At 69.5% G+C, this 21,416-nt stretch carries 23 protein-coding genes; 14 read left to right on the forward strand and 9 right to left on the reverse strand.

Annotated elements, in window-relative coordinates:
- Window positions 1-147: 147 nt before the first annotated feature.
- Window positions 148-663: a SigE family RNA polymerase sigma factor gene (locus tag E1218_RS09670; protein WP_132318460.1), complete on the forward strand. Its 516-nt coding sequence runs from the start codon at window positions 148-150 to the stop codon at window positions 661-663.
- On the forward strand, window positions 663-1,592 hold the full coding sequence (locus E1218_RS09675) for a hypothetical protein (RefSeq protein ID WP_132318462.1): 930 nt from the start codon (window positions 663-665) through the stop codon (window positions 1,590-1,592). The genes E1218_RS09670 and E1218_RS09675 overlap by 1 nt, the downstream gene beginning before the upstream one ends.
- A gap of 39 nt (window positions 1,593-1,631) precedes the next feature.
- Here E1218_RS09675 and E1218_RS09680 read toward each other — a convergent pair whose 3' ends face one another.
- Together E1218_RS09680 and E1218_RS09685 are read right to left on the reverse strand one after the other, a co-directional pair.
- On the reverse strand, window positions 1,632-2,138 hold the full coding sequence (locus tag E1218_RS09680; protein ID WP_132318464.1) for a DinB family protein: 507 nt from the start codon (window positions 2,136-2,138) through the stop codon (window positions 1,632-1,634).
- Window positions 2,135-2,929: a helix-turn-helix domain-containing protein gene (locus E1218_RS09685; RefSeq protein WP_132318466.1), complete on the reverse strand. Its 795-nt coding sequence runs from the start codon at window positions 2,927-2,929 to the stop codon at window positions 2,135-2,137. The genes E1218_RS09680 and E1218_RS09685 overlap by 4 nt, the downstream gene beginning before the upstream one ends.
- A 110-nt stretch (window positions 2,930-3,039) precedes the next feature.
- Here E1218_RS09685 and E1218_RS09690 point away from each other — a divergent pair, with 110 nt between their 5' ends.
- A complete protein-coding gene (locus tag E1218_RS09690; protein ID WP_132318468.1) occupies window positions 3,040-3,399 on the forward strand; it encodes a nuclear transport factor 2 family protein in 360 nt (119 codons plus the stop codon).
- A gap of 9 nt (window positions 3,400-3,408) precedes the next feature.
- Here the strand turns inward: E1218_RS09690 and E1218_RS09695 are convergent, their stop codons facing one another.
- Window positions 3,409-4,254, reverse strand: coding sequence for an aminoglycoside phosphotransferase family protein (locus tag E1218_RS09695; RefSeq protein ID WP_132318470.1), 846 nt, complete (start codon window positions 4,252-4,254; stop codon window positions 3,409-3,411).
- Window positions 4,255-4,390: 136 nt separating this feature from the next.
- Between E1218_RS09695 and E1218_RS09700 the strand changes: the two genes are divergently transcribed.
- Both E1218_RS09700 and E1218_RS09705 read left to right on the forward strand, forming a co-directional pair.
- Window positions 4,391-5,125: a methyltransferase domain-containing protein gene (locus E1218_RS09700; RefSeq protein ID WP_233712120.1), complete on the forward strand. Its 735-nt coding sequence runs from the start codon at window positions 4,391-4,393 to the stop codon at window positions 5,123-5,125.
- A 428-nt stretch (window positions 5,126-5,553) separates the two neighbouring features.
- Window positions 5,554-6,072 (forward strand): hypothetical protein, encoded by a 519-nt coding sequence (locus tag E1218_RS09705; RefSeq protein WP_233712121.1) that lies wholly within the window; start codon window positions 5,554-5,556, stop codon window positions 6,070-6,072.
- Window positions 6,073-6,270: 198 nt separating this feature from the next.
- Here the strand turns inward: E1218_RS09705 and E1218_RS09710 are convergent, their stop codons facing one another.
- From E1218_RS09710 to E1218_RS09720, 3 genes are all read right to left on the reverse strand, one after another.
- Window positions 6,271-6,585 carry a hypothetical protein gene (locus tag E1218_RS09710; RefSeq protein ID WP_132318474.1) on the reverse strand — a complete coding sequence of 105 codons (315 nt, stop codon included), beginning with the start codon at window positions 6,583-6,585 and terminating at the stop codon, window positions 6,271-6,273.
- Complete coding sequence (locus E1218_RS09715; RefSeq protein ID WP_132318476.1) at window positions 6,582-6,788, reverse strand: hypothetical protein; 207 nt, start codon at window positions 6,786-6,788, stop codon at window positions 6,582-6,584. The genes E1218_RS09710 and E1218_RS09715 overlap by 4 nt, the downstream gene beginning before the upstream one ends.
- A 279-nt stretch (window positions 6,789-7,067) precedes the next feature.
- On the reverse strand, window positions 7,068-8,459 hold the full coding sequence (locus tag E1218_RS09720) for an MFS transporter (RefSeq protein ID WP_202865886.1): 1,392 nt from the start codon (window positions 8,457-8,459) through the stop codon (window positions 7,068-7,070).
- A gap of 111 nt (window positions 8,460-8,570) precedes the next feature.
- On the opposite strand from E1218_RS09720, the gene E1218_RS09725 reads away from it, so the two are divergent.
- The 3 genes from E1218_RS09725 (at window position 8,571) to E1218_RS09730 (ending at window position 10,102) form a co-directional block, all read left to right on the forward strand.
- Window positions 8,571-8,936, forward strand: coding sequence for a winged helix-turn-helix transcriptional regulator (locus E1218_RS09725; protein ID WP_233712122.1), 366 nt, complete (start codon window positions 8,571-8,573; stop codon window positions 8,934-8,936).
- Window positions 8,937-9,005: 69 nt separating this feature from the next.
- Window positions 9,006-9,410, forward strand: a complete 405-nt coding sequence (locus E1218_RS36600) for a sigma factor-like helix-turn-helix DNA-binding protein (RefSeq protein WP_202865887.1) — start codon at window positions 9,006-9,008, stop codon at window positions 9,408-9,410.
- Window positions 9,365-10,102, forward strand: a complete 738-nt coding sequence (locus E1218_RS09730) for a DUF6596 domain-containing protein (protein ID WP_202865888.1) — start codon at window positions 9,365-9,367, stop codon at window positions 10,100-10,102. The genes E1218_RS36600 and E1218_RS09730 overlap by 46 nt, the downstream gene beginning before the upstream one ends.
- A gap of 228 nt (window positions 10,103-10,330) precedes the next feature.
- Here the strand turns inward: E1218_RS09730 and E1218_RS09735 are convergent, their stop codons facing one another.
- Window positions 10,331-12,814, reverse strand: a complete 2,484-nt coding sequence (locus E1218_RS09735) for a Tex family protein (RefSeq protein ID WP_202865889.1) — start codon at window positions 12,812-12,814, stop codon at window positions 10,331-10,333.
- Window positions 12,815-12,966: 152 nt separating this feature from the next.
- Between E1218_RS09735 and E1218_RS09740 the strand changes: the two genes are divergently transcribed.
- Window positions 12,967-13,536 (forward strand): hypothetical protein, encoded by a 570-nt coding sequence (locus E1218_RS09740; RefSeq protein WP_132318482.1) that lies wholly within the window; start codon window positions 12,967-12,969, stop codon window positions 13,534-13,536.
- 45 nt (window positions 13,537-13,581) lie between these two features.
- Here E1218_RS09740 and E1218_RS09745 read toward each other — a convergent pair whose 3' ends face one another.
- Window positions 13,582-15,072: a DHA2 family efflux MFS transporter permease subunit gene (locus E1218_RS09745; RefSeq protein ID WP_132318484.1), complete on the reverse strand. Its 1,491-nt coding sequence runs from the start codon at window positions 15,070-15,072 to the stop codon at window positions 13,582-13,584.
- A 58-nt stretch (window positions 15,073-15,130) separates the two neighbouring features.
- Complete coding sequence (locus E1218_RS09750) at window positions 15,131-15,763, reverse strand: YesL family protein (protein ID WP_233712123.1); 633 nt, start codon at window positions 15,761-15,763, stop codon at window positions 15,131-15,133.
- A gap of 74 nt (window positions 15,764-15,837) precedes the next feature.
- Here E1218_RS09750 and E1218_RS09755 point away from each other — a divergent pair, with 74 nt between their 5' ends.
- From E1218_RS09755 to E1218_RS09775, 5 genes are all read left to right on the forward strand, one after another.
- Window positions 15,838-16,926, forward strand: coding sequence for a substrate-binding domain-containing protein (locus E1218_RS09755; RefSeq protein ID WP_132318486.1), 1,089 nt, complete (start codon window positions 15,838-15,840; stop codon window positions 16,924-16,926).
- A 120-nt stretch (window positions 16,927-17,046) separates the two neighbouring features.
- Window positions 17,047-18,321, forward strand: coding sequence for an extracellular solute-binding protein (locus tag E1218_RS09760; RefSeq protein ID WP_132318488.1), 1,275 nt, complete (start codon window positions 17,047-17,049; stop codon window positions 18,319-18,321).
- Entirely contained in the window at window positions 18,318-19,256 is a 939-nt protein-coding gene (locus tag E1218_RS09765) for a carbohydrate ABC transporter permease (RefSeq protein ID WP_132318489.1), read from the forward strand. The genes E1218_RS09760 and E1218_RS09765 overlap by 4 nt, the downstream gene beginning before the upstream one ends.
- Complete coding sequence (locus E1218_RS09770) at window positions 19,249-20,157, forward strand: carbohydrate ABC transporter permease (protein ID WP_132318491.1); 909 nt, start codon at window positions 19,249-19,251, stop codon at window positions 20,155-20,157. The genes E1218_RS09765 and E1218_RS09770 overlap by 8 nt, the downstream gene beginning before the upstream one ends.
- Before the next feature lie 260 nt (window positions 20,158-20,417).
- Entirely contained in the window at window positions 20,418-21,260 is an 843-nt protein-coding gene (locus tag E1218_RS09775; RefSeq protein WP_233712124.1) for an endonuclease/exonuclease/phosphatase family protein, read from the forward strand.
- Window positions 21,261-21,416: the final 156 nt, after the last annotated feature.

Consider the following 21,416-nt stretch of genomic DNA (forward strand, 5'->3'; position numbering starts at 1 on the left):
GTGCTGCGTGGTTCACCCAATGTGACAAACCAACCGGACTTCTGTATAGCCCGTGAATAAATTTCTTGGAAGGAGATGGCGTACGGACAGAACCGGATCGGTCACCCAGCGGGTTTGGAACGGTGTGACACAGGCAGAGGAGATTCGATGACCCGGACCGCGGACGCCGACTTCGAGCGCTTCGTGTTGGCCCAGTCGACCCCCTTGCTCCGCTTCGCGGAGATGCTGTGCGGCGATCGGCACACGGCCGAGGACCTGGTGCAGCAGGCGTTGATGCGGTCCTATCCGAAATGGCACCGGCTGGACGGTGACCCGCTGCGCTACGTACGCCGGGTCCTGGTCAACCGGTTCCTCTCCCAGACACGCCGGCGCTGGAACAACGAGGTTCCCAGCGACCCGGTGATCAACGACTGGGACCAGCGAGCGGTGGCGGACTTCGCCGGCGAGGTCCAGACCAGGGAAGCCGTGCTCTCGGCGCTCTCCGGTCTGACCGTGCGGGAGAGAGCCGTGGTCGCGCTGCGCTACTCGCAGGATCTCTCCGAGGCCGAGGCCGCCGAGCTGCTGGCGATGGCGCCCGGGACCGTGAAGAGCACGGCCGCCCGCGCGCTGGCCAAGCTGCGGCTGGCACCCGACCTGATCGATTCCGGAGTTGGAGGACACTGATGAGTGACGAGCAGCGGGTACGCAGCGCTCTCGAGTACGACCTGGAGCCCTGGCAGCCGAACGCCGCCGACCTGATGCGGCGCGGCAAGCGGCTGACCTGGCTCCGCCGTGGACTGGCCGCGGCGGGCGTTACCGCGTTGGCCGGAACCGTTGCGACGGTGTCCGCCGCGGTCGGCGGTCCGTCCGCCGCCAGGAGCCTGCTGGCCGGCGACGGCAAGCCGCCGGTCCCGTCGGTGGTGCCGACGGACACGCCGTCGCCGTCGGTCGACCCGAGCTGCCTTCCCAGCAAGCCGACGTTGCCGAAGGTCACCGCGTCGGTGCACAAGACGATCGATCCGAACCAGCAGCCGTCGCTGCCGACCGTGCCGGCGAAGCCCACGCCGCCGTCCAAGCCGACGCTGCCGACGCCTTCGTTGCCTGGTACGCCGTCCATCCCGACGAGCAAGCCGTCGTTGCCGAGCGATACGCCGTCCCTGCCGTCGAAGCCCGGTGTCCCGACCGGCAAGCCCACGCTGCCGGGCACGCCGTCCGTGCCGAGCGGCAAGCCCGCCCTGCCGTCCAAGCCGTCGCTGCCGACCGCCAAGCCGTCGGTGCCGGTCCCGAGTGAGAAGCCTTCGCTCCCGTCGTCCAAGCCGTCGCTGCCGGTCGCGACTCCGACTCTTGCGGACTGCGTACACGGCGTACCGACCGAGAAGCCGTCCGCGCCGAACCCGACGCTCCCGGGCAAGCCGTCGCTGCCGGTCCCGAGCGGCTCGCCGTCCGCACCGAGGCCGGCGGTGACGGCCACGGCCACGGCCTCGGCCAGTGCCGAGGTCACCGTCGATCCGGGCGAGCAGCCGCCCGTTCCGACGGCCAAGCCGTCCATCCCCACCACGAAGCCGAGCCTCCCGACCAGCTTCCCGACCGGTCACCCCTCCTCAAGCCGGTAGGGACTCTGGGAATCGCCGGCGAGTAGGTGTGCGAGTCACCTACTCGCCGGTGACTCCATCCGTCAGCTCGCGGACGACGTCCAGATGCCCGGCGTGCCGCGCGTACTCCTGCAACACGTGGAACAGGATCCAGTTCACCGTCGGCGGTTCCCGGCTGAACCGGCCCCCGGTCGCAGCGCGGGTCGCGGGATCCACCCCCGTCACCAGACGCCGGGTGGTTTCGCCACCTTCGTGCAACCGGGCGATCAGCTCGGCGAACGTCTCGCCAGGCCCGACCGACCAGCGGCCGTCCGGGTCGCCACCTGAGTCGCCCCAAGGTTCGTCCACCTGCTCCGCGGCGAACCCCCAGCGCAGCCAGCGCCGCTCCATGAACACCAGGTGTTTCAGCAACTCCAGCGGCGTCCAGCCCGACGGCAACCGGCTGGACGTCAGCTCCTCTTCGGAGAGCCCGGTCAGCTTGGCCTCGATCACAGCGCGGTAGTGGTCCAGGAAGCCGAGGTGCAGCGTGATCGTGTCGGCCTGCTCGATCGGCGGAGGCTCGGTCATCGGAGCCCTCGAAGGAACGCCGCGGTCGCCTCGTCGGCCGGGTAGAAGGATTCGATCATCAGCTCGGAGACGGTGACGTCGAGCGGCGTGCCGAACGTCGCGATCGTGGTCAGCAGCGGCAGTTCGCGTCCTTCGTACCGCAGATTCAGCGGTACGACGACCTCGGTCGGGCCGGGATGGACCGGCTTGTCGCCGGCGGCGTACTCGCGGAGCTCGTCGTACAGGTCCTGCAGTTCGGGATCCGCCGTACCGGCGACCTGGCGTTGCAGGCTCGCGAGCGCGGCCGCGCGGACCTCCGCGATATTGGTGATCCGGCTCGCCAGCCCGTCCGGGTGGAGGGTCAGCCGGAGCGCGTTGACCGGTGCCTTGAGCAACTGCTCGTCGACCCCGGTGGTGAACAGCTGGATGCCGGCGTTCGACTCGACGATGTTCCACCAGCGGTCGACCACCAGCGCCGGGTACGGCTCGTGCGCCTCGAGCAGGCGGCGCAGCGTCGTCCGGATCGCCAGCATGGACGGCGAGTGCAGCGACGCCTCGCTGTAGACCGGCGCGTACCCGCCGGCCAGCAGCAACTGGTTCCGGTCCCGCAGGGGTACGTCGAGGTGCTCGGCCAGCCGGAGCACCATCTCCCGGCTCGGCTTCGACCGGCCGGTCTCCACGAAACTCACGTGCCGGGTGGACACCTCGACCCGGTTCGCCAGTTCGAGCTGACTCAGCCGGCGGCGCTCCCGCCAACCGCGCAACAGCTCACCCACCGGGCGCTGGAACGTCTCCTCGATCGTCGCTGCCATGGTCCGACCGTAGCGGCTGGTGTGGTCCCCGCCATTACCCCCGGCGTCATCGACCGGACGCGGCGCCCGGCGGCAGGGTTCTGGTCATCCGAACTTCCGAGGAGGAAACCATGAACGCCAACACGCTCGCCGACCAGTACTTCGCGCTCTGGAACGAGGCCGACCCCGACCGCCGGGCCGCGCTGATCGCGGACACCTGGACGACGGACGCGACGTTCGTCGACCCGAGCTTCGAGGCCACCGGTCACGACGACCTGAACAAGCTCGTCGGCGCCGCCCAGCAGATGTTCCCCGGCCTGTCGTTCCACCGCATCGGCGAGATCGACGAGCACCACACCTACCTTCGCTGGACCTGGCACCTCAAGGCCGAGGGCCAGGACCCGGTCGCCGGCGGCACCGACATCGTCCACCTTGACAACGGCCGCATCCACCGCCTCGTCGGTTTCCACGACTTCGCCCCGGCCCACTGAGGACCGAGGTCAGATCGCCGAGGTCAGGCGGGCGCAGCGGACGGGGTCTTCGGTGAGGCCGGCGGAGAGGCCCCAGAGCCAGTAGTCGACGCTGCGGTAGAGGACCCAGTCGCGGGCGCGGTCCCGGTCGAGGCCGGCCTCGCGGACGGCGATGTCGAAGTGCTGGACGATGTCCGTCATCTCGTCGAGGCGGGTCCACAGCACCCGGGCGAGGTCGTACTCGATGTCACCGCGCAGCAGCACCGGGTCGACCGTCAGCCAGTCCTCGCGCGTCCCCGCGAGCACCTGGTCGGAGTGCAGGTCGCCGTTGACGGCCAGGTCCGCCGTCGGCACGGTCAACACCGGCGCAACCGCCAGTGCCTCGCGGAGAACGCCGACGTCGAACGGCCGATGGAGTCGCTCCCACTCGCGCTCCAGCTCCGCTGCCCGCTTCGTCACGATCGCTGCGGTCGACAGCGCATCCGCCGGCGGCGGCACGGCCAGTCGCCGCATCAGTCGCCCGAGTACGTCGACCGCCTCGTCGACCGGCCTGGACCTCAACTGTGTGGACAACCGCTCCAGCAGCATCGCGCCGGCGTCGACGTCGGCGTCGTACAACAGGACCACGCCTCGCCCGGCCCAGAAGCGCAGCGCCTGTACCTGCTCCTCGACCTCAGCCCCCGGCGGCGACATCCGCAACACCCGCTCCCCGACCGGCACCACGATCGCGTTCGACCCGTAGGCCACCGGCCCACTCACCGTCAGCCCCCACACTCCACATTGCCGCTCCACCGCCCGAGGCAACCCCGCCAACCACTCACCACCTTCCCGCCACCACCGCGGCATCCCCAAGAACCCTTCAGGCACCTCGATCATCTGGCCAAGGTAGCCCGGGGCAGATCGGTCTGCCCCGCGATCAGGGGTGTCCGGGAGGCGGACAGCGGACCATGATGTGGGCATGGGCGGAGATGCTTTGCGGTTTGACACGGGCGTTTCGCGACAGGTGGAGGCGGTGTACACCGCGCCGGACGTGGTGGAGCAGCGGCGGATCGTGCGGGCGGCACTGGCGTTGCGGCCGGGAGACCGGGTGCTGGACGTGGGGGTCGGGCCCGGGTTGCTGGCGGCCGAGATGGCACCCGAGGTGGGGCCGGGCGGGCGGATCTGCGGAATCGACGTGAGCGAGAGCATGCTGGCGATCGCGAGCACCCGGACCGACGTACCGGGCGGGCCGGGGATCGAGCTCGAGTTCGGGTCGGCCACGAGCATCCCGCATCCGGCCGAGAGTTTCGACGTGGTCGTCTCCACTCAGGTCTTCGAGTACGTCGATGACGTCGCCGGCGCGCTGGCGGAGGTACGACGGGTGCTCCGGCCGGCCGGCCGGGTCGTCCTGCTGGACACCGACTGGGACTCGGTGGTCTGGCGGTCGAGTGACGACGAGCGGATGCTCCGCGTACTGTCGGCGTTCGAGGAGCACCTGGCCGATCCACATCTGCCCCGCACGCTGGCCGACGTACTGGACAAGTCCGGTTTCACGCTCACCCACCTGCAGGTGGTGCCGATGCTGAACGCCGGGTACGACGAGCACATGCTCAGCGCCGGCCTGATCGACATCATCAGCGCGTTCGTTCCCGGCCGCCGCGGAGTCACCGAGGAGGACGCGCGGGCGTGGGCCGACGATCTGCGGAGCCTCGGGAGCAGCTACTTCTTCAGCCTCAACCGGTACCTGTTCGTCGCGTCGGCGCTCTGACGGTGCGTAGCCGGGAGGGGTCCGAACTCGGCGGGCGCACCCTGGGATACGCCCGCCGGGCCGGTCGTTCTCCCGCCCCTCAGTGGGAGAACTCGCGGCTCGGTGAACACCACCCATGCCCGAATGGCACTGACCGAACCGCGGGACCACCTACTGGTACCCCACGCGCGGCCGGACCATACCTACCGCCACGCGGAATCGGTGGATTCTTCACGTTCCTCGAACCTGCACGCCCCGCCGGACCGCCGATCGCGACCCCGGGTGGACCTACGCTGGTCGGCGGTTCCGCGCGCCGGGGAGGGCCGCGGACATCAGGGGGAAGGACATCTGATGGTTGTTCGACGACGAGTTGACCGACGACGAGCTGGAGGCGCTCGGTGCCGCGGAGGACGCGGACCGGATCGTCACCGCGGCCCTCGGGGAAGAAGATGCCTGAGGCAAGGATCGTCTGGCGGGGCAAGCAGCTGAACCAGCGGACCGTGGCGATGATCGAGGCCGCGGAGAAGCTGTACCGGTCGAAGTTCGCGATCCTGCAGGGGTCCTACAACACCGGCGGCGTGGCCGCGTCGGCGGGCACCCACGACGGCGGCGGCGCGGTCGACATCGACGTCGCGACGAAGAGTCCGGCGCAGCGCCGCGCGGTGGTGAAGGCGATGCGGCAGGTCGGGTTCGCGGCCTGGCTGCGGACGCCGGCCCAGGGCAACTGGCCGTACCACGTGCACGCGATCGCGGTCGGCGACAAGGACCTGTCCCGGGGCGCGGCGCACCAGGTCGCGGAGTACCGGCGCAAGCGCAACGGGCTCGCCAACCGGGGCAAGGACGACGGCCCGGCCGGCTACTACGGGATGACCTGGGAGCTCTACCTCAAGGCGCATGCGCCGGCTACAAGCTCGTCGCCTGAGGCGGACCGCCAGGCCATCACAATCGCGGCCGCCGTCGGCGCGTGAGCGTCCGGGGCCGCGCATCGTGCTGGTTGTGATGGCCTGGCGGTCCGCGCCCACAACGGCAAGGCCCCACCGGTAGCAGCCGGTGGGGCCTTGGTAGTCCACTACCGCCCGGGCATTCCCGGTGCAGCTGTGGAGGTGGAGAGCGGAACCGACGCCGATGCAGGGGTCAAGACGTCAGCTCCGCTTGCCTGTGTGGAGTTATCTCGTGTCGACCGTCCAGACCTGGGCCTGGTGGAACTCGAGGCGCTGTCGCACCGCCGCCGGGGTGCCGACCGGACCGAGATGGTTCATCGTCGGTACGACGACGGCGCGGACCTCGGTCCGCTTCACCTCCTCGAGCAGTGCGCGGAAGGCCGCGGACTCGGCCGCGTCGCGCTCGGTGTACACGGTGCCGAGGGTGAACCCCTCGGCCGTGGCGAAGGCGACGAGTGAATCCGTCGCCGCGGCCAACTCCTCCGCGCAGCTCAGCGCGTCGGCCCGGACGTACCCGAGAACGGTCGGCCGGGTCGTCATCGTCCCGGCTCCGCCATGCTGTTCCCGCGGCTGTCCACCAGCACCGGCTCGCTCGTCACCCGGAGGGAGGCGAACCGGCGCCGCATGGCTTCCTCATACTGCGCCGCCTGCTCGGCGGTGGCGGTGTGGTCCGCGATCGGGTGAGCGCCGAACCAGACCCGCACGCGGCGGTGCGAGGCGGGGGTTTCGAGCGTCTCGGTCATCAGCGGTCCTTCGGCGGTCTCGATCGGTGCACCGGACGGCTTTGTCCGGCGCTGAGAAAAGAACACAACAACCACAGGTCCCTTCGGAACACTTCCGAAGGGACCTTTACAGAGCCTTGACGCAGAGTAGGGAAACCCTACGAATCCGCTGGTCAGAGCAGGAGCGGCGGACCGGCCAGGACCGGTCGAAATGTCCTGTCAAGAATACTTGCAGGAATTTGCCAATAACGATTCGGTGTCCGGTATTTTTCGACCGGTACCGAAATATATGACGTCCTGCTAACCGTTCGCACTCACCTGCTTACCCACGGGCACCCGCAGGCCGCCGATGGCCACCAGGACCCCGAGGACGGCGGCCGTCAGCGGTACCGCGAGGCCGTTGCGGAAGCCCTCGACCGTCAACTCGTCCGCCGCGCTCAGGACCGCGGCGACGACGGCCAGTCCGAGCGCGGAACCGAACTGGAACGACGTCGTCAGTACGCCGCTCGCCAGCCCCTGCTCGTCCTCGGCGACTCGCTCGGTGGCGGCGATCGTCAACGGCCCGTACGCCAGTGCGAACGCCAGCCCCAGGAGCAGGAACGCCGGCAGCATCGCCGCGAACGTCGTACCCAACGGCAGGAACGCCGCGTAGGCGAGCACGGCGAGGACGAAGCCGCCGAACACCACCCGCCCGTTGCCGAAGCGCTGCACCAGCCAGGGCGTCAGGGTCGGCGCCAGCACCGAGTCGATGCCGATGACCATCATCGCCAGCCCGGTCTTCCACTCCGACCAGTGCCGCAACTCCTGGAGGTACAGCACCGCGACGAACTGGAAGCCGACGAACGACCCGACCAGCAGGATCGCGCCCACGTTGGCCCGGACCAGGGCCACGTTCCGGAGGAGTCCCAGCCGGATCAACGGCGACGCGGCCCGCTGCTCGATCAGCACGAAGGCGGTCAGCAGGACCAGTCCTCCGGCCCCGGTCGCCAGGGTCTGCGTCGAGGACACGTCCGGCGCCCGGACCACGGTGGCCACGAGCAGCAGCATGGCGCCGGTGAGCGTGAGCGCGCCGGTGAGGTCGAACCCCTGACCACGGACGGCGCTCGGGGTGTCCCGGGGGATGAGCGCGATCGCCGCGGCGAGGATGGCCGCCGACACGATCACCGGCGCGAAGAACACCCAGCGCCAGTCGATCGCGGTGAGCAGTCCGCCGGTGACCATGCCCAGCGAGAAGCCGCCGGCCGCCGTACCGGCGTACACGAGCAGGGCCTTGGTGCGCTGCGGGCCCTCGGGGTAGGTGGTGGTGATGATGGACAGGCCGGCCGGGGTCATGAAGGCCGCGGCGATGCCGGTGACGAACCGGGCCAGGATCAGCACCCAGCCCTCGGTCGCGAAGCCGCCGAGACCGCTGAAGAGCAGGAACACGACCAGCCAGGTGACGAACATCCGCCGGCGGCCGAGCAGGTCCGCGGCCCGGCCGCCGAGCAGCACGAACCCGCCGTAGCTGAGGGCGTAGCCGCTGACGATCCACTGCAGTTCACCGGTGGTCAGGCCGAGCTCTGCCCGGATGGAGGGCAGCGCGACGCCCATCATCGAGATGTCGATGCCCTCGAGGAAGATCGCGCCGCAGAGGACGAAGAGAACGGCCCAGGCGCGGCCGGTCAGCCGCTCCTGGGTGACGGTTGACGTCACGGAAGACTCCTTCGATTCATGGTTACCTCTTGTAACTGACCCCATCATCGGGAACTATGAGGAGCTGTGGAAGAAGGCACTTCAAAGGAACCGAGTGACTCCTGCTGCACCGTGGACGCGTTCCAGTGGGACACCCGGGAGGACTGTGACGTCCGGCAGATCCTGGACCGGATCGGCGACAAGTGGTCCCTGCTGGTGATCGCGCTGCTGGACACCCGGTGCATGCGGTTCACCGAGCTGAAGAAGACGATCGACGGGATCAGCCAGCGGATGCTGACTGTCACCTTGCGCCAGCTCGAGCGGGACGGCCTGGTCAGCCGGACGGTCCATCCGGTCGTGCCGCCGCGGGTCGACTACGAGCTCACCCCGCTCGGCGTCACTCTGCACGCCACGATCCAGTCCCTGGTGACCTGGACCGAAACCCACCAGTCCGAGATCGCCGCCGCGCGCGCCAAGTACGACGCGGCGTCTTCGTGAAGCTCGCCGGATGACCCGGTACGGCGACCAGCGTCAGAGCCCCCCGCGACAACGGCGAGCGCGTTGAGGATGAGGGGTTGCGCCATCGACACCTTCCGCCGCAAGTCCGCACTGCGCGAGCGGTACACCGAGCTGTCCCGCGACCTGAAGGAGGGAGACATGAACACCGGAGGCCTCCACGGCGCCCGGCCGGACACCGGGGACCTGTTGTGGGATCCCGACCGGATCGACGACGACGTACTGGCCCGGTTCTTCATGACCTGCCACCCGGTGCTGTCGCGCGAGGCCGGTATCCCGCTCACGCTACGGGCGCTCGGCGGTCTGACCAGTGACGAGATCGCCCGCGCGTTCCTGGTCCCGACCGCGACCGTACAAGCCCGGATCACCCGGGCCAAGAAGACCTGGCGGCGGCCGGCGTCCGGTTCGAGATGCCGTCCCCGCAGGACCGGCATGCCCGGCTGCCCGCCGTCCTGAACTCTGTGTACGTCATCTTCAGTGAGGGCTCGTCCGCGAGCACCGGGCCCGAGCGGATCCGTACCGACCTGGCCGGTGGGGCGATCAGGCTCGCGCGGATCCTCGCCCGGCTGGTGCCCGACGAGCCGGAGGTGCAAAATCTGCTGGCCCTGCTCGAGCTGACCGCCGCGCGGTTCCCGGCGCGGGTCGACGAGAACGGCGACGTCGTCCTGCTCGAGCACCAGAACCGGCGCCGCTGGGACCGGGACGCGATCCGCCGCGGCCGGGCGGCGCTCGCCCGGGCCGAGCGTTTCGGCCGCGGGCTCGGGACCTACGGGCTGCAGGCGGCGATCGCCGAGTGCCATGCGGTCGCGCCGAACGTGGACAGCACCGACTGGCCGCGCATCGTGGCGCTCTACGAGGCGCTCGGCCGGCTCGCGCCGTCCCCGGTCGTCGACCTCAACCGGTCGGTCGCGGTGACGATGACCGGCGCCGCCGCCGCGGGCCTGGCGATCGTCGACGAACTGATCGCCGCCGGCGCGCTGGCAGACTCACACCTGCTGCCCGGCACCCGCGCCGAGATCCTGATCCGGCTCGGCCGCACCGCTGCGGCGGCTGCCGAGCTGCGGCGCGCCCTGGAACTCTGCGCCAACGAACCCGAACGCCGGCTCCTGCAACGCAAACTGGACGATCTGGATCACGATCGGCGGTAGCTCAGGCGGGCTGATGCCCGAGTCGAAGGACCAGGTGTCTGGCCGTCGGCAGGGACCAGCAGGTCGGAACCGCCGCCAGGGTCGAACCACTCGCCGGCCTCGACGACGCCGTCCACGGTGGTGTTCTGGGTGACGATCTAGCCCCGCATCAGCTCTCCTGGACCAGGTTTCAGCTGGTACGTCGCAGCCGACCGCCACCCCATCTCCCGCCGGTGCGCCGGACGCGCCTCAGCGGACGGTGAAGCCCGCCTTCCGGAAGGCATCGGCGAGCGAGGTCTCGTCCATCGGCGTCTCGGTCTGCGTGCCGCCCCGGCCACCACGGCCGCCGTCCCGTCCGCCCTGGCCGCCCGGCCCTCGGCCGCCACGCCCACCTGGACCGCCCTGACCGCCGGCAGGTCCACGCCCCTGGCCGCCGCCGTCCGGGCCCCGGCCCTGACCACCGCCGGGACCGCGCCCCTGGCCACCCGATCCACGACCGCCCTGGTTGCCCGCCGTACGGGCGCCGCGGTCACCCGGACGACCGCCCGCGCTCCCGGGCTCGTCGTCCAGGCGCAGGGTCAGCGAGATCCGGTTCCGCGGGATGTCGACCTCGAGCACCTTCACCTTGACGATGTCGCCGGGCTTGACCACCTCGCGCGGGTCCTTGACGAAGGTCTTCGACAGCGCCGACACGTGGGCGAGCCCGTCCTGGTGGACGCCGATGTCGATGAACGCGCCGAACGCGGCCACGTTGGTGACCTGGCCCTCGAGCCGCATCCCCGGCCTGAGGTCGGCGATCTTGTCCACCCCGTCGGCGAACACCGCGGTCTTGAACGCCGGCCGCGGGTCCCGGCCCGGCTTCTCCAGCTCGGCGAGGATGTCGGTGACCGTCGGCAGGCCGAACATGTCGTCGACGAAGTCCGCAGCCTTCAGCTTCTTCAGGTCGGCCGAGCCGATCAGCGACTTCACGTCCCGGCCGGTCGCGTCGAGGATCCGGCGGACCACCGGGTAGGCCTCCGGGTGCACGCTGGACGCGTCCAGCGGGTCGTCGCCGTCGGGGATCCGGAGGAAGCCGGCCGCCTGCTCGAACGCCTTCGGCCCGAGCCGCGCCACCTCCTTCAGCGCCGACCGGCACTTGAACGGCCCGTTGACGTCGCGGTGCTGCACGATGTTGTCGGCCAGGCCGGGGGTGATGCCGGAGACCCGGGTGAGCAGCGGGGCGGACGCCGTGTTCAGGTCCACACCGACCGCGTTCACACAGTCCTCGACGACCGCGTCGAGGGAGCGGGACAGCGAGTTCTCCGGGAGGTCGTGCTGGTACTGGCCGACGCCGATCGACTTCGGGTCGATCTTCACCAGCTCGGCCAGCGGGTCCTGCAGCCGGCGGGCGATCGAGACCGCGCCGCGCAGCGAGACGTCCATTCCCGGCAGTTCCTGCGAGGCGAACGCGGACGCCGAGTACACCGACGCGCCCGCCTCGGAGACGACCGCCTTGGTCAGCTTGAGCTCGGGGTGCTTCGCGATCAGTTCCGCGGCCAGCTTGTCGGTCTCACGCGACGCCGTACCGTTGCCGATGGCAATCAGCTCGACGTTGTGCGCGGCCGCCAGCGCGGCCAGGGTGGCGATCGACCTGTCCCACTGGTTCTGCGGGACGTGCGGGTAGATCACGCCGGTGGCGACCACCTTGCCGGTCGCGTCCACGACCGCGACCTTGACGCCCGTCCGGAAGCCCGGATCGAGGCCCATCGTCGCCCGGGTGCCGGCCGGGGCGGCCAGCAGCAGGTCGCGCAGATTGGCCGCGAACACCCGGATCGCCTCGTCCTCGGCGATCTGCCGCAGCCGCATCCGCAGGTCGATGCCGAGGTGGACCAGGATCTTCGTCCGCCAGGCCCAGCGGACGGTCTCGACCAGCCACTTGTCCGCCGGGCGGCCCTGGTTCTCGATGCCGTTGCGGCGGGCGATGCTGGTCTCGTACTCCGTGGGGCCGTCCGCCTCGACGCCGGCCGGGAGCGGCTCGACGGTGAGCGTCAGCACGTCCTCCTTCTCCCCGCGGAACATCGCCAGGATCCGGTGCGACGGCATCTTGGTGAACGGCTCGTCGAAGTCGAAGTAGTCCGAGAACTTCGCGCCTTCGGTCTCCTTGCCCTCGCGGACGGCCGATGCCAGCCGGCCCTGCGTCCACAGCCGCTCGCGCAGCTCGCCGATCAGGTCGGCGTCCTCGGCGAACCGCTCGACCAGGATCGCGCGCGCACCGTCCAGCGCGGCCTGCGGGTCGGCCACGCCGAGCTCGGGGTTGACGAAGACCGCGGCGGCCGCGAACGGCTCCACCTCGGGGTCGGCGAGCAGTCCGTCGGCGAGCGGCTCCAGCCCGGCCTCGCGCGCGATCATCGCCTTGGTCCGCCGCTTGGGTTTGAACGGCAGGTAGATGTCCTCGAGCCGCGACTTGGTGTCGGCGGCAAGGATTGCGGCCTTCAGCGCGTCGTCCAGCTTGCCCTGGCTCTCGATCGACTCGAGCACCGTCTGCCGGCGTTCCTCCAGCTCACGCAGGTACCGCAGGCGTTCCTCGATCGTGCGCAGCTGCGCGTCGTCGAGCATCCCGGTGACCTCTTTGCGGTACCGCGCGATGAACGGGACCGTCGATCCCTCGTCGAGCAGCGCCACCGCTGCCCGCACCTGGTTCTCGCCGACCTCCAGTTCACTCGCGATCCGCTGCTCGACCGACTGCACCACCACGTCCGATTCCCCTCTACCGACAACGATCCCCGGGCGACCCGCACCCGCGTGGCCCATATCCTCGCGCATCCCACCCCCCACGCCGAAACCCGATACCCCTCCCTGTGGACAAGTTCCGTGCAATGATCACGCCACGGCCTGGGGAGGAACACATGCGGCAGTTCGGCGAGCCCACGCCGCGCACCGCGCGGCCGACCTGGATCGGCGTGCCCGCCCTGGTGCTGGTGCTGCTCGGCGTCCTGGTGCTGGCCGACGCCCAGTCCCGGCAGGACCTGAGTCGCGAGCTGCTCGACACCGGGATCGAGACGGTGGCCGACGCGGTGCAGGTCGAGGTGACCGGTGGCGCCGGGCGTCCGGCGATCAACGAGGTCCGGGTCGACCTCACCGCGGCCGGCGCGGACCGGATCCGGACCACGCTGCACGACATCGTGGACGACCGGCAGGGGATGCCCGAAGGGATTCAGCAGCCGGCGCCGGGCACACGGTACGCGATGCCGCTGCACCTCGTGTACCGCCAGTCCGATCCGTCGACCGTGCTGGCGCTGAAGGACGCGCAGGAGTGGCTCGACGACAAGGACGCACCGCGGTTGGGTCAGGGACTGATCGGCGCCGGGTTGGCACTCGTCGTGCTGGCGGCGCTGCTGCTGACGATCGGGGCGAGGCGTCGCGGCCTGGCCTGGTGGCAGTGGTACGCCGAGCCGCTCGCACGGCACCGTAAATAGACGAGCTCCCCGCAACCCGTGCGGGGAGCTCGCCGTACCTGGGCGTCAGGCGGCCTCGAGCGCCAGGTCCTCCGAGTCGTCCGCAACCTCCACCGGCTGCTTGGCCGGGCGCATCAGGGTGCAGGCGATGACCACTGCGGCGGCCACGATGACCGCGGCGACGGCGAAGGAGAGGTGGTAGCCGGAGGTCAGGGCTTCCAGCGGAGCCTTGCCGGCGGCGTCCAGGCCGGCGGTGCGGGTGGCCGACAGGGTGGCCAGCACGGCCAGGCCCAGCGCGGCGCCGACCTGGGCGGTGGTGCCGACGAGGCCGGAAGCCAAGCCGGCGTCCTCGGGCTTCACGTCGGCCATCGACAGGCCCATCAGCGCCGGGAAGCAGACGCCGGCACCCAGGCCCAGCAGGACCAGGACGGGCAGCACGTGGACGACGTAGGTGCCGCCGACCGGCGCCTGGGTGAAGAGGGCCAGGCCGGCCACGATCAGTACCAGTCCGGCGATCAGCGGGCGGCGCGGACCGAACCGCATCACCAGCTTCTCGGAGTACCGCACCGACAGCAGACCCATGATCACAGTGGTCGGCAGGAACGCCAGTCCGATCTCCAGAGCGTCGTACCCGAGCACCCGCTGCAGGTACAGCGAGCCGAGGAAGAAGATGCCGAACATCCCCGAGGCGGACAGCGCCTGGATCAGGTTGGCGCCGGTCAGGTTGCGGGAGCGGAAGATCCGCAGTGGCACCAGCGGGTTGGCCGCTGTCGCCTCACGAACGATGAAGCCGGCCAGCAGGATCAGCGTCATCAGGGCCAGGACGAGCGTCCGCGGCGCGGTCCAGCCCTCTTCCGCGGCCGGCTTGACGATGGTGAACACGCCGACCATCAGCGCCGCGGTGATCAGCACGGCCCCCGGCACGTCGGTGCCGCGGCCCAGTCCGAGGCCCTTGTCCTTCTCGATCAGCCGGATCGCCAGTACGGCGGTCAGCGCGCCGATCGGCAGGTTGACGAAAAAGATCCAGTGCCAGTTGATCGCCTGGGTCAGCACCCCGCCGGCGAGCAGCCCGATCGACCCACCCGCGGACGCCACGAAGGCGTACACGCCGATTGCCTTCGCCTGCTCACGCGGCTCGGGGAACAGCGTCACGATCATGCCCAGGATCACCGCGGCGGTCAGCGCCCCGCCGGCACCCTGGACGAACCGGGCGATGACGAGCACCTCCTGCGTCTGCGCCAGACCGCAGAACACCGAGGCGATGGTGAAGACGGTCAGCCCGCCGACAAAGACGTTCCGCCGTCCGAGCAGGTCGCCGAGCCGGCCGGCCAGCAGGAGCAGACCCCCGAACGCGATCATGTAGCCGTTGACGACCCAGGCCAGCGACGAGCTGGTGAAGCCGAGGTCGTCCTGGATGGCCGGCAGGGCCACGTTCACCACGGTGACGTCGAGCACGATCATCAACATGCCCGCGCACAGTGTGTAGAGGGCCAGCCAGCGCGAGCGGCCGCCCTGCGTGGCCGGCGTCGTCGCCAGGGTGTCGGTCGTCGCGTACATTCCGGTTCTCTCCTTGGTCCGATGGGGGCCTTACACCCCTACGTCGGACCAGGCCGGCTCAGATTGACACGTTTCCCGGAGTTTTTCCGGCGGGCTTCGACAGCCAGTACGCGATCAGCGCCGGGACCAGCCCGGATCCGACCACGAAGAGGGTCGGCAGCCGGGAGAGCAGCGCGAACCAGGTGAACAGGCCGATCACGCCGCCGGCGACCGGGAGCGAGCGCCGCAGCAGGAACAGGTTCGCCGCCCGGAACAGACTCTTCGTGGTCGTCTCGTCACCGGCGTCCGGGAGGACGGCCAGCGCACTCAGGTACAGACCGACGATCATCCCGGTCAGCGGGATCAGCACGGCCAGCGCGAGGATCCGCGCCACCCCGCCGCTGCTCGCCCAGAACGCCAGCCCGAAGGCGAGGGCGACGCCGCCGAAGTACAGCCCCAGGCCGGTCAGCCAGAACCGCCGGAAGGCCCAGGTGAACTGCTGGAAGAACCGCCGCAGCAGCGACGGCCGGTCCTGGCTGATGGCGTCGGCCAGCACCCGCTGCATCGCGAACGCGGCCGGGAACAGCGTGACGATGCCGACGCTGAGGACGAGGAAGACCAACTGCAGCATGAGCAGGTCGCCGACGACCGACAGCTTCGACAGGACGGCGTTGGTCCGGCCGGCACCTCCATCACGATGGGGTACAGCCACTGCTTTGCCTCCTCGTTCCGTGCGGGCTGGGTTGATCGTATGATCACGATCAATCACAAACCACAGGGGATTGCATGCTTGCACCGGAGCGCCACGAGCTGATCCTGCGGAGCCTGCGGCGGCACGGCCGGCTCCGGGTGACCGAACTGGTCACCGAGCTCGGCGTCTCCGCGATCACAGTACGCCGCGACCTCGCCGAGCTGGACGCGGCCGGTCTGCTCCGCCGGGTGCACGGCGGCGCGATCGGCACCATCGCCGAGGACCGCAACGGTGCGCACGACAGCCAGCTGACCATCGGCATCGTCGTACCGAGCGCGGCGACGTACTACTCCGACGTGATCCGCGGCGCCGAGGCGATGGCCGACCGGTACGGCGCCCGCCTCGTGCTCGGCGTCTCCGGGTACGACGCGGCCAAGGAGCAGGAGCGGATCGAGCGGGTGCTCGGCATCGGCGTGGCCGGGCTGCTGATCAGCACCGCGCTCGGCGACGGCGACGCCGACCGGCTCGGGTCGCGGTTGGACGACATCGACGTACCGGTGGTGCTGATGGAGCGGGCTTTCGGGTTCCCGCAGGTCGCCCGCGAGTACGACCACGTGCGCACCGACCACGCGTACGGCGCGATGCTCGCGCTCCGGCACTTCGTCCGGCTCGGTCACCGGCGGATCGCGATCAACCTGCAGGCGACGGTGACGGCGCACTGGCTGCGCCGCGGGATCGAGGCGGCCGCGTCCACGCTCGAGGTCGACCTCTTCCTGTCGCCGGTCGACCTGCCGGAGCACGGGGAGGACCCGGCCGCGCTGGCCCAGCTGGACGCGTTCCTGGCGGAGGTCGAGTCGTTCGGCAGCCGGGCCGTGCTGGTGCACTCCGACGAGCACGGCGCGCGGCTCGTCGAGCGGGCGATGGAGCGCGGTCTCCGGGTCCCCGAGGACCTCGCGGTGATCGCGTACAACGACGTGACGGCCGCACTGGCCGTCGTACCGTTGACTGCTGTCTGTCCGCCGAAGTTCGCGCTCGGTCAGACCGCCTGCGAGCTGCTGCTGCGCAAGCTGCAGTCCGGTCCGGGGCCGGTGCAGCACCTCAGCCTGCTGCCGGACCTGAACATCCGGACCTCCTGCGGGGCGGCCATCGCGGTGGCACCAGGCGTCGGATTGTTCCGGAACTGATCGATAGTGATCATTCGAGCGCCGAGGTATTGACGAGGAAAGCCCTTTCCCATACTTTCGCTGCACTTGGGTGGTCCGATCGCGGATCCCGGCCGAACCAGGCAGCGAAGGAGTTCCCCTGTGAGACGTGGTGTGGGACTGACCTTGCTGGCCGCCGCGCTCAGCTTGGTGGTCAGCAGTTGTGGCAGTGGGGTGATCGACAAGAGCACGGACGGCGTTCCGCCCGCGGAGGCGACCGGGACGCTGCGCGTGCTCCTGCCCTCGTTCCCGCCCAGTACGACGGGACGGGAGGAGTTCGCCAAGGTCGTGGCGGACTTCAACAAGGTCTATCCGAAGATGAAGGTCGAACCGGATTTCGCGACGTACAAGAACCTGAACGAGAAGCTCTCGACCTCGATCGCGGCCGGTATCCCGTACGACGTGATGGTCACCGGTGTCGGCTGGGTCCAGCCGTTCGCGTCGAAGCGGATCTTCGCCGACCTGGGTGACTACGGCGTGACGCCGGACGTGATCAAGGAGAAGAGCCTGGGCGCGCTGATCCCGGCGGCGACGTACGACGGCAAGTTGTACGCCTACCCGCTGGTCGCCGACGCCCGTGCGGTCGCGCTCCGCAAGAGCGCCTTCCGCGAGGCCGGGCTCGACCCGGACAAGCCGCCGACCTCGCTCGCCGAGATCAAGACGGCGGCAGAGAAGCTGACCAAGCGCGACGCCGACGGCAACATCACCCGCAGCGGGTTCGACCTGGCGTCCGCGACCGGCTTCCGGCAGTCGTTCACCACCTTCCTGGCCTCCACCGGGACGCCGCTGTACGTCGGCGGCGAGCCGAACTTCAACAACCAGCAGGGCCTGGACACGCTGCTGTGGATCAAGTCGATGATCAACAACGTCCAGCCGTACGGCCAGCAGAACGCGGCCCAGCAGCCGCTGGTGTTCAGCGGTGAGGCCGCGATGGGCATCGTCAACGGCGGCATCGACTGCTCGGAGAAGGGTGTCGGCCAGAAGGTCTGCGACGACCTCGAGTTCTTCCGCTTCGACAGCGGCAAGGAGATCGAGTACGTCGGCGGCGACCTGGCGTCGATCGGGTCCCGCAGCCGGCACAAGGACGCGGCCTGGGCGTTCATCCAGGAGCTCACCAAGCCGACCACCCTGGACGCGATCGCCAAGCTGAACAAGAAGATCCCGGCCTACAAGGACGCGAGCAACTCGCCGCAGGCGAAGTCGAACCCGCTGAGCCAGTTCGTCGCCGACGGCCTGGTCTACGCGGTGAATGAGAACGAGGTGCCGTCCAACTGGCTGGAGATGCGCGGCAATTTCGACATCCAGCTCACCCAGGCGGTCCTCGGTCAGAAGGATCCCGCCAAGGTGCTGGCCAACCTGGCAGGGCAGTCACGATGAGTACAACTCTGGAACGTCCCGCACTCGAGAGTCCGCGCACGGTGGCCCCGGGCAAGGACAGCCGGACGCTGGTCAAGAGTCAGGTGCGGGCCGGCTGGGCCCTGCTCGCGCCCGCGCTGCTGCACTCGGGCATCTTCATCGTGATCCCGGTGATCGCGGTGCTGGTGCTCAGCCTGACCGACTACAGCTTCGGTGACACCTGGGCCTGGGTCGGGTTCAGCAACTACACCGACCTGTTCCGCGACGTCGACTTCCACGCGTCGCTGTGGCACACCGTGCTGTACGCGATCGTGGTGATCCCGATCTCGATGGCGATCGCGCTCGCGATCGCGATCGGGCTGAACCAGAAGATCCGGGGGCTCGGCTTCTTCCGGACCGCGTTCTACATCCCGACGGTGACCGCGACGGTGGCGGTGGCGACCATCTGGCTGTGGATCTACAACCCGGGTTCCGGGCTGGCGAACGGGTTCCTGAGCCTGTTCGGCTTCGCGCCGAACCGCTGGCTGGCCGACCCGGCGACCGCGCTGCCGTCGCTGATGGTGGTCGGGATCTGGCAGGGCCTCGGGACCAAGGTGATCATCTACCTGGCCGCGCTGCAGGGCGTCTCCCGCGACCTGCTGGAGTCGGCCCAGCTGGACGGCGCCAACCGCTGGCAGCGGTTCGTGAACGTCACCTGGCCGGCGATCGGCCCGGTGCAGTTCTTCGTGCTGATCACCTCGATCGTCGGCACCTTCCAGGTGTTCGACCTGGTCTACGTGATGACCCAGGGCGGCCCGGGATCGGAGACCCGGGTGCTCGTGATGGACATCTACCAGAACGCGTTCCAGGACCTGAAACTCGGCTACGCGTCCGCCGAGACGGTGATCATGATGGTCGTGATCGCGGTCTTCATCCTGGTCGGACGCCTGCTCCAGAAGGCGGATGTCAATGACTAGCGCAACCCTGCCGGCGGTCGCCGGCCCGTCGTCGAAGGATCCGGCGTTCCGGCCTGGCCGGCTGCTGCTGTACCTCGTCCTGTCCGTCGGCGCGGTCCTGATGATCACGCCGTTCGTGTGGATGGTGCTGACCGCGTTCAAGAGCAACGCGGAGATCGCCCAGTTCGGCTGGCTGCCCGGTGAACTGCGCTGGCGGAACTTCGTCGAGGCGATGCAGACCGCGCCGTTCCTGCGGTACTTCCGCAACAGCCTGATCATTGCGGTCGGTGAGACGGTCTTCACGCTGGCGGTCTGCACGACCGCCGGTTACGCGCTGGCGAAGCTGCCGCTGCGCGGGTCGAAGATGCTGCTGAACTACTTCATCGTGCTGCTGCTGGTGCCGTTCCAGATCATCCTGGTGCCGCTGTTCCTGATCGTGAAGTCGATCCCGCTGTTCGGCGGCAACAACATCCTCGGCCAGGGCGGGATCGGCTGGCTGAACTCGTGGTGGGGCCTGATCATCCCGCTCGGCGCGGCCCCACTGTTCACCTTCCTCGCCCGGCAGTTCTACGTCTCGGTGCCGAACGAGCTGGCGCAGGCGGCCCGGGTGGACGGCCTCGGCGAGTTCGGCATCTTCTGGCGGATCATGACCCCGCTGATCAAGCCGGCGCTGATCACCATCGCGGTGTTCCAGATCGAGGCGGCGTGGAACGGGTTCCTCTGGCCGCTGATGATCACCACGTCGGACTCGATGCGCCCGCTGCAGCTCGGGCTGGCGATCTTCTCGCAGAACCCGGCCGAGATCGAATGGCCCTACCTGATGGCGGGTACGGCGCTCGCGACCCTGCCGATGATCGTGTTGTTCGTATTCGCCCAGAAGCGGTTCGTCGAAGGAATGGCGAACGTGGGCATCAAGGGCTGAACCGCCCCGAACCCTCGTACAGGTGCTCACCCCGCCCCGGGTGAGCACCTGCGAGGCCCCCACAACATGCGGTGGTCCCGAAGAAACACCGGAGCTTCCCACTTGGTCCCCCCGCCGGGTCGCTCACCCTTTTATCGTCACAGTGTGGCCGCCGTTACATCATTCGTCCGGAAATCTCTGGTTCTTTCCGGACGATTTCTTCGAGATCCTCCGGAATGCCGCGGTTCGTACTACGTTTCGCACCCGCCACGCGACCGTGGGTGAACGAGGTCCAGCCGGGGAACTGGAACGGCATGCGAATCCGGGTGCTCACGATGAACGTCCAGCACGACGCCGGCGACCCACGCCGTACCGCGTTGATCAACGGCGAGCTGCGGCGGCTGTCGCCGGACGTCGTCGCGTTGCAGGAGGTCCGGCCTGACCAGTTGGCCGAGCTGGTCGAGGGCACGGGGTTGACCCACACCACGCACCAGGCCGACGTACTGGAGTCCGAGTGGCAGGACGGAATCGTGCTCGCGTCCCGCCGTCCGCAGCGCGTGGTCGACGTCCGCGAGCATCGTGCCTCGGCGGACGCCGACGTCCACTGGTGGACGCTGGCCGCGGCGGTCGACGTAGCGGAGTTGGGGGAGTTGCTGTTCGTCCAGCCGGCGACGCCGTGGCGGCTCGATCAGTCGGCCGCGCGGGAGGAGCAGTTGCTGGCGGCGGCCGAGGTGGACGAGAAGTACCGGTTCCGGCTGCCGTCGATCATCGCCGGCGACCTGAACGCGACCCCGGACTCGGCCGGGATCCGCTTCCTCAGCGGCTTGCAGTCCCTTGCCGGTCGCAGTGTGCACTACCACGACGCCTGGGCCGTCGCCGGCGACGGCGCCGGCTACACCTGGACCGCCGCCAACCCCGTCGCCGCCCCCGAGATCGACCACCTCGTCGGGCAACCCCATCACCACCGCCGGATCGACTACATCTTCGTCGGCTCCGCCCACTCCCACCCGGCCGCCCGCGCCCGGGTCGTGCACGCCGGACTCGTCGGCGACACCCCCATCGACAACATCTGGCTCAGCGACCACTACGGCGTACTCGCCGACCTGGACTACTCCCTCAGCTGAGGGTCCCCACCTGACCCCGGTGCCCGGTTAGGCTTCCGGCTGTGACTGCCGGGTCGGCCATTGGCCATTCACGAGTCGGGTTCCCGGCTGCGTTCTGAGCGCCGGTAGGGCCATCCGCGGCCCACCTCCATCTCTCTGCTGTCGACGTTCCGCGTC

The organism is Kribbella turkmenica (genome assembly GCF_004348725.1).
Lineage (GTDB): Bacteria > Actinomycetota > Actinomycetes > Propionibacteriales > Kribbellaceae > Kribbella > Kribbella turkmenica.

Bases quoted from the DNA above. Each gene is read 5' to 3' on its own strand.
- E1218_RS09745 (WP_132318484.1), bottom strand. From the start codon at position 15,072: ATGTACGCGACGACCGACACCCTGGCGACGACGCCGGCCACGCAGGGC.
- E1218_RS09770 (WP_132318491.1), top strand. From the start codon at position 19,249: ATGACTAGCGCAACCCTGCCGGCGGTCGCCGGCCCGTCGTCGAAGGAT.
- E1218_RS09705 (WP_233712121.1), top strand. From the start codon at position 5,554: ATGCCTGAGGCAAGGATCGTCTGGCGGGGCAAGCAGCTGAACCAGCGG.
- E1218_RS09715 (WP_132318476.1), bottom strand. From the start codon at position 6,788: ATGACCGAGACGCTCGAAACCCCCGCCTCGCACCGCCGCGTGCGGGTC.
- E1218_RS09690 (WP_132318468.1), top strand. From the start codon at position 3,040: ATGAACGCCAACACGCTCGCCGACCAGTACTTCGCGCTCTGGAACGAG.
- E1218_RS09730 (WP_202865888.1), top strand. From the start codon at position 9,365: ATGCCGTCCCCGCAGGACCGGCATGCCCGGCTGCCCGCCGTCCTGAAC.
- E1218_RS09680 (WP_132318464.1), bottom strand. From the start codon at position 2,138: ATGACCGAGCCTCCGCCGATCGAGCAGGCCGACACGATCACGCTGCAC.
- E1218_RS09765 (WP_132318489.1), top strand. From the start codon at position 18,318: ATGAGTACAACTCTGGAACGTCCCGCACTCGAGAGTCCGCGCACGGTG.
- E1218_RS09685 (WP_132318466.1), bottom strand. From the start codon at position 2,929: ATGGCAGCGACGATCGAGGAGACGTTCCAGCGCCCGGTGGGTGAGCTG.
- E1218_RS09695 (WP_132318470.1), bottom strand. From the start codon at position 4,254: ATGATCGAGGTGCCTGAAGGGTTCTTGGGGATGCCGCGGTGGTGGCGG.
- E1218_RS09710 (WP_132318474.1), bottom strand. From the start codon at position 6,585: ATGACGACCCGGCCGACCGTTCTCGGGTACGTCCGGGCCGACGCGCTG.
- E1218_RS09670 (WP_132318460.1), top strand. From the start codon at position 148: ATGACCCGGACCGCGGACGCCGACTTCGAGCGCTTCGTGTTGGCCCAG.
- E1218_RS09755 (WP_132318486.1), top strand. From the start codon at position 15,838: ATGCTTGCACCGGAGCGCCACGAGCTGATCCTGCGGAGCCTGCGGCGG.
- E1218_RS36600 (WP_202865887.1), top strand. From the start codon at position 9,006: ATGAGGGGTTGCGCCATCGACACCTTCCGCCGCAAGTCCGCACTGCGC.
- E1218_RS09740 (WP_132318482.1), top strand. From the start codon at position 12,967: ATGCGGCAGTTCGGCGAGCCCACGCCGCGCACCGCGCGGCCGACCTGG.
- E1218_RS09675 (WP_132318462.1), top strand. From the start codon at position 663: ATGAGTGACGAGCAGCGGGTACGCAGCGCTCTCGAGTACGACCTGGAG.